Genomic DNA, 6,282 nt, shown 5'->3' with positions numbered 1-6,282 from the left:
GTCGGGCCAGGCGCGTCGCGCAGGTTCCCCTGGACATGGCTCTGCCAGGGTCCGGCGCCTCCAGGGACGCGTATGAGCTTGCCGCCTATTCGGTCAGCCGGCCATGGCCGTAACGGGATCAGCCGGTGCGGGCAGTTCGGCCGTCCCTGTGCTTGATGAGCAGGTCCAGCATCTTGTTGAACTCCTCGGGCGGCATCTTGTGGATCAGGTGCTGTGCCGCGTACCCGCCGTCTTCGTAGGGGAACCGCTTCGGCTGCTCTCCTGCACCGACCGCTGTCGTAGGAGCGGTGGCCTGCTCGGGAACGGATGGTGTGTCCTTCCCCGTTTCAGCGCCAGAGGGCTCATGCCCGGTGGCCGCCGGCGCAGGGGTTGCGCGGTGCCCTGTGGTGGCGGGTTCCTCCGGTGCCGGGGATGGTTCGGCCGCTTCGTGTCCGTGCGGTTCGCTGTCGCCCGTGGGGTCGGTGATTACGCCGTAATCATCGGGAGGGCTGTCGTGTGAGCTTGAGGGCGTGCCGGTTGCCGGTTGCGTCGCTTGCTTCGCGAGGGTACGTGCCCTTCCTCCTTTCGTGCTCTTTCTGCCTTCAACTCCTGCAGTGTTGCTTCCTTGGGCCGGTTGGCGACCGCGCCGTGATCCGGGCAGTTTCGAAGGGTTCCGGGAGCCCCGGCCCCGAAGCCCCCTACAACCACCCCCGCCGCGCGGCCTGCCACGCCAGTTGCATACGTGTCGCCGCGCCGGCGAGCTCCATCATGCGCTGGATGTGCCGCTGCACCGTGCGCCGGCTCAGGCCCAGTTGGGTGGCCACCGTCTTGTCGGCGACCCCGGACACCAGGAGGGCGAGGAGGCGCCGGTCCGTCGCGGACAGCGGGTCCGGTCCGCCGGCGCCGTCCGTTCCGGCGACCGCGTCCGAGTCGTCGACGTCCAGCGGCACCGCGTCCTCCCAGTACCGCTCGAACAGAGCGATGAGGGCGGCGAGCAGATTGCTGTCGCGGACGAGGGCCGTGGTCGGTTCGTCCAGGTTCCCCCGCGGGCCGCCGGGCACGAGCGGACAGATGGCGATGGCCCGGTCGGCGACAGCCAGCCGCAGCGGCAGATGCGGCACCGCACGGGCGACCTCCCCGGCCTGTACGCCCGCAACAACGTTGTCAACGGCGCCCTCGTCGTCGAAGAACGCCTTCTCGTACAGCACCCGGTAGCGCACGCCCCGCCCCAGGGCCTCGAACTCGGAGTCGTTGCTGCCCGACGGCATGGCCACGTACTGGGCCTTGCAGAACCAGAGCATCTCGTCCCGCGCGCTGCCCTGGATCTGGCGCAGGTGCTGCCGCAGGGCCTCGGCGCCCGTGATGACCTCGATCAGTTCGCTGGCGTCCCGCCGGCGCATCGTGTCGCGGTACACCTCCAGCAGGCTGGTGGCCTCGGCACGGGCGAGGTCGAGGGCGTCGGCGTGCCGCTTCAGCCCCGGCAGCAGCGCCACATCCGGGGGAGTGGCCCGGAACTGACGGGGCAGCAGGTCGGTGTGGCTGGCCATGCCCTTCCCGGTCAGCGCGTCGAGCACCACCTCCGCCTCGGCCGGACTCAGCCCGGTGCGCACGGCGATGTCCGCCGCCGAGGCCTGGCTGACCGTCACCAGATACCGGTATACGGACTCCTCGGCTTCCGGCACCCCTGCGGCCTCCAGCGTCATGGTGTCCTCCCCGCGACCTCCGGCCTACATGATCGGCGGACACCATACTGCACGCGTGTTACAGGCGGTGAGGGTGAGCGAGCGGTCTTCTCGCTCGCTCACCCTCGGACCCGTACGGAGTGCCTAGCCGCGGTGCAGGTAGGCCCGCTCCACGGTCTGCCGGACGGAGGTGCCCGCCGCGTCACGCGCCGTCACTCTCAGTGTCACGAAGGCATCCCCGCGCGTCCGGGACGGCTTGGTGACGGTGGCCTCGAAGGAGTTGTGCTCCCGGGCCTTCACCCCGGCCCGGCTCCAGCTCCGGCCGTCGTCGTAGGAGACCTCGACCTGGACGCCCACGCCCCGCGGTGCGGCGAGCCCGTCCTGGGCGCGGACCGACAGACCGACGGTGTGCGTACGGCCCGGCCGCACCGCGTTGTACGCGTCGACCGGCACGTCGTAGTCGAGCTGGAGTAGCGGCAGAGTGGTCGCCGGGTCCGCCGTGCCCGAGCGGAACGACCAGGACGTCTCGGTGCCGGTCCCGTAGACCCACTCCGGAGAGGTCCGCGAAGTGGTCAGGTCCAGCCGGTGGTCGGCCGCGCCCGACGGCACCTCGAAGTCCGCGAAACCGCCGTCGGCCCGCCCCACCTGGCGCCCGTCGCGGTACAGCACGGCCTCGGCCGCGTCGCCCGCCGCCCGCGTCCCGATGCCGCCACCGCCGCCCGCGGCGAGCCGTGACCGGTGACCGGCCTGCGAGTCGGTGAACTCCGGTATCCGCACGCTCAGTACGTCGCCCTTGCGCACGGACGGCGTCGTGGTGCCGCGCGGGATGGACGGCCGCACGACGGACGCCTGCCAGGTGTCGCTGGTGTGCTCGCCCGCCCGGTACGTACGCGGGGTGTCCGCCATACCGTCGCGCAGCGGCGCGTCCACGTCGTACGTCGTCTCGTGGTGCACCAGATGCTGCCACGAGGTGTCACCGCTGCTCACGTACTCGGTCCGGTCGAATCCGGTCGGTACGTAGCGGGTGTACTGCAGCCAGGCCGTGTCCTGGTACGGCCGGCGAGCGAAACGCTGCTCACTGGCCCAGGGCACGCCGCCGTTGTCGGCGTACCTGCTCCGCACGACGGCGCTGTTGCGCTCGGAGACCGTGTGCACGACCTTCTCGGGGATGCGCTGGGACGACACCTGCATGACGTCGTACAGGTACGGGCTGCGGGCGGTTCCGGTGAACCCGACCGTGGTGGTCCCCCTGCCGATCCGCTTCAGCAGGGCCGCTCCCGCCTTCGCGCCGATCCTGACGGTCGGCACGCCCCAGCGGTCGCCCTCCGGGTGCCACCGGGTCCACGCGTTGTCGTTGAAGTGGACGAGCACGACGCCGCGCACCCCGGCCACGGCCGCCCGCTCGGTCAGGGTCCGCTCGCCGACGGTCTGTTCGTTGGTGAGGACCGCCAGCTTCCCGCGGGCCCGGGAGAAGTCGGGGGCGGCGGCGTCCCCCGCGTCGACCGCGGTCAGGCGCGCGCCCTTCTGGTCGAAGAGTGGCGAGGACGGCATGTAGTACGCGTCCGGCTCCGCCTCACCGCCCTTGCCGCCGGACACCTTCATCTCCAGGAGCGGCGCGACGAACTGCCACCGGGAGGCGAACTCGAACGTGCCGTCGGTGACGGCCGACGTGGGGCTCACGTACAGGCGCTTGCCGACATCGAAGTACATCGTGCCCTGGAGCAGACTGCGTCCGTCGATCTTCCGGTACGTCTGGTAGCTGAGGATGCCGCGCTGCTCCGCCGGCCGGGGCGTGCGGATGTCGACCAGCGTGGTCTTGCGGACGTCGAGTGTGACGGTCATGTCCTTGGTGACCTTGACCTCGGGCAGGACCACGTGCCGCAGTTCCTGGCCGCCGTCGGCGTCGTCCAGGGACGAGTAGTCCAGCTGGTAGGTGCCCTCCTCGACCTCCGCGACGGCGGGGTCGGTGCCGGTGTAGCCCACGAAGCCGTCCGGGCCCCAGATGGTCGGCAGCGCCTCCACCCGCTGGCCGGCGAGGTCCACCGTCCGGACGGTGAGCCGGTGCGTCGGCCCTTGCACGGCCAGGCTGACCGTGGTGTGCACGGTGACCTTCCCGTCCCCGGACACCGCGGTCACATAGCCGTAATAGTCGCCCTGCTGCACCCGGGCCGGATCGACCGTCAGCGGTACGTCGGCGGTGGCGCCCGCGGGCACCCTGACCGAGCCGGAGCCGAGCTTCACCGCGCCCTCGCCGGGCGGCCGTCCCCCGGCCGTGGCCAGCCGGGCCGTGAGCGCCAGCGTGATGTCGGAGCCCGAGGTGTTCGTGTACCGCAGCCGCGTAGTACGCGGCTCGCCGCCACCCGTCTGAAGCGGGCCCAGAGCGACGGTGCCGGTGGCGGTGACCGGACCCAGCGCGGCCGCGGCCACGTCGACGAGTCCGCCGCCCTGCTCGGTGACCTCCTGACCGGCCGCCGTACGGGCCGTGCTGACGAGCGCGTCCTTCAACCGGGCCGCGCTCCAGTCCGGGTGCCGCTGGGCGAGCAGCGCCGCCGCACCCGCCACGTGCGGGGTCGCCATCGACGTGCCGGAGGCCGCCACGTGCCGGGCGTCGACCGGCTCGCCCATGGTCGTACCGTCCGCGCGAGCCGCCACGATGCCCACACCCGGAGCCGTCAGGTCGGGCTTGACGGCGTCGTCACCGGCCCGGGGACCGCGGCTGGAGAACGGCGCGAGCCCGCCGTCCCGGTCGACCGCGCCCACCGTGAGCGCCGCGTCCGCGACACCGGGGGAGCCGACGGTGCCTCTGCCCTGTGCGCCCGCGTTGCCGGCCGCGACGACGAACAACGCGCCCGTGCGCTCGGTGAGTTCGTTCAGCGCCAGACTCATCGGGTCCGTGCCGTCGTTCCGAGCGTCCGAGCCCAGGCTCATGTTGACGACCTTGGCACCGCTGCCCGCCGCCCACTCCATGCCGGCGATCACCTGGGACTCGGTACCGAAGCCGTCGTCCCCGAGCACCTTGCCGACGATCAGGTCGGCCAGAGGCGCCACGCCCTTGCCGCCCTTGCCCCCGGCGGACGCCGCGCCGCTGCCGCCGACGATCGACGCTACATGCGTACCGTGCCCGAAGGCGTCCCCCGTCCCGGAACTGTCGGAGAAGTCCCGGGCCTCGGAGATCCGGCCGGCCAGGTCCGGATGCGACTGGTCCACGCCGGTGTCCAGCACCGCAACCTTGACCGACTCGCCCTGCTGGCCCGCCTTCCACACCGCGGGCGCGCCGATCTGCGGCACACTGCGGTCGAGGGTGGCCCGCACCCGGCCGTCCAGCCACACCCGCGGGGTGCCCGCCGCCCGTGCGGCGTTCATCTCGTCGGTGTCCGGCGCCAGTTGCTTCCAGAACCGGCCGAGGTCGTCGTCCGCGACCCGCACGGCGCGCGCGCCGATGCTGTCCAGGCGGCGGACCGGGGAGCCGTCCTCGGCGAGGTCCGTCAGGCGCCGGACGGCGGGCGCCGCCGCACCGTCGGCCCCCGTCACGATCAGGGGCAGCGCGTCGGCGTGCGCCTCGTCGTAGCCCTGTGCGAGGAGGGCGCCCACGTCGAACAGGTTCCGGTCCACCAGCCCCGCCGCGACCAGGTTCCCGGCGTCGGACGGCAGGACCGTCAGACGCCCGTCCTCGTACGTCCGGAAGACGACGTGGCGTCGTCCGGGCCCGGGCGTCACCGAGGCGGTCCGCCGCCCGTCGCCGTCCGTGCCCACGGTCACCCGGTCGCCGGTGATCAGGCGAACGGTGCCCAGGTGCTTCGACGGTGCCTTGTGGGCCGCTTCTCGGGATGGGGGCGCTGTGTCGGATGTGGCGGCGGCCGACGCCACCGCGCCGGAGATCAGGACGAGTCCTGTCGATATCGCCACTACCAGGCGGATCCGTCTCATATGTGCAGTGCCTTCCGTCCAGCGCGTGGGATGTGTGCGCGCTGGACAGAATCCGGCGGTGCCGATCGCCGTGTCACTCGTTTTCGCTGGCACAGGTGGGACATGTCGCAACCGCGACATCGGAGCCGTCGCCCGAAGGGGCGCGTTCAGCGGGACGCCGCCGGCATCGGGAGCGAGACGACGTCGGCGAGGGCCCGCTGACCGGCGATGTCGACGTGCACACCGTGCCTGTCGCAAGTCCCCACCCCCTCGATGAGGTTGCGGCGGCACCGGCAGTGAGTCAGTCCGGGTCGACTGAGCGGCAAGCCCGTAGTACTCCCGGCGGAGAGCCGGGGCCTGCGTAGTCGGACCTCCGCCCCGCCGGCCGAAGGTTCGGCGCGCCTGACAGAGGTCCAGCCGGGCGGATGGGCACGGAGCTCCTCCATCCTCGTCGCGGAGAGCTCTTCTGGCTCGGGTGAAGCCGGTGCTCAAGCCCCTGGACGGCCTCCTCGCGGTCATGGCGGCGGCCCTGAACGCCGCCCGCGTGTGGGCCGAACTGGGAGTCCGGCCGGTCGCGTTGTGCCACTCGGGCGACTTTCGCGGCGAGCATGGCTCAACGCAACAAGTTGATTAATCAACCAGAATGTGTTTCAGTTGACTCATCAACAATTTCTCCTGGGATAGGGGTAATGGCATGAGTGAGAAGAAGGTCGTC

The 6,282-nt window shown here is 71.7% G+C and carries 2 protein-coding genes; both read right to left on the bottom strand.

Translation table 11 applies throughout. The features are described from left to right. Positions 1-677: 677 nt before the first annotated feature. A complete protein-coding gene (locus tag ACFPZI_RS33340; protein ID WP_381370914.1) occupies positions 678-1,682 on the bottom strand; it encodes a helix-turn-helix domain-containing protein in 1,005 nt (334 codons plus the stop codon). Between the two features lie 123 nt (positions 1,683-1,805). Beyond that, the gene (locus ACFPZI_RS33335; protein ID WP_381370913.1) at positions 1,806-5,588 is read right to left on the bottom strand and encodes a S8 family serine peptidase; all 3,783 of its coding nucleotides are present in this window, start codon (positions 5,586-5,588) and stop codon (positions 1,806-1,808) included. Positions 5,589-6,282: the final 694 nt, after the last annotated feature.

Origin of the sequence: Streptomyces chlorus (assembly GCF_042655885.1) — a bacterium.
GTDB classification, from domain to species: domain Bacteria; phylum Actinomycetota; class Actinomycetes; order Streptomycetales; family Streptomycetaceae; genus Streptomyces; species Streptomyces chlorus.
The sequence above is the reverse complement of the archived record's forward strand: the minus strand, read 5'-3'. Positions and strand labels throughout refer to the sequence as shown.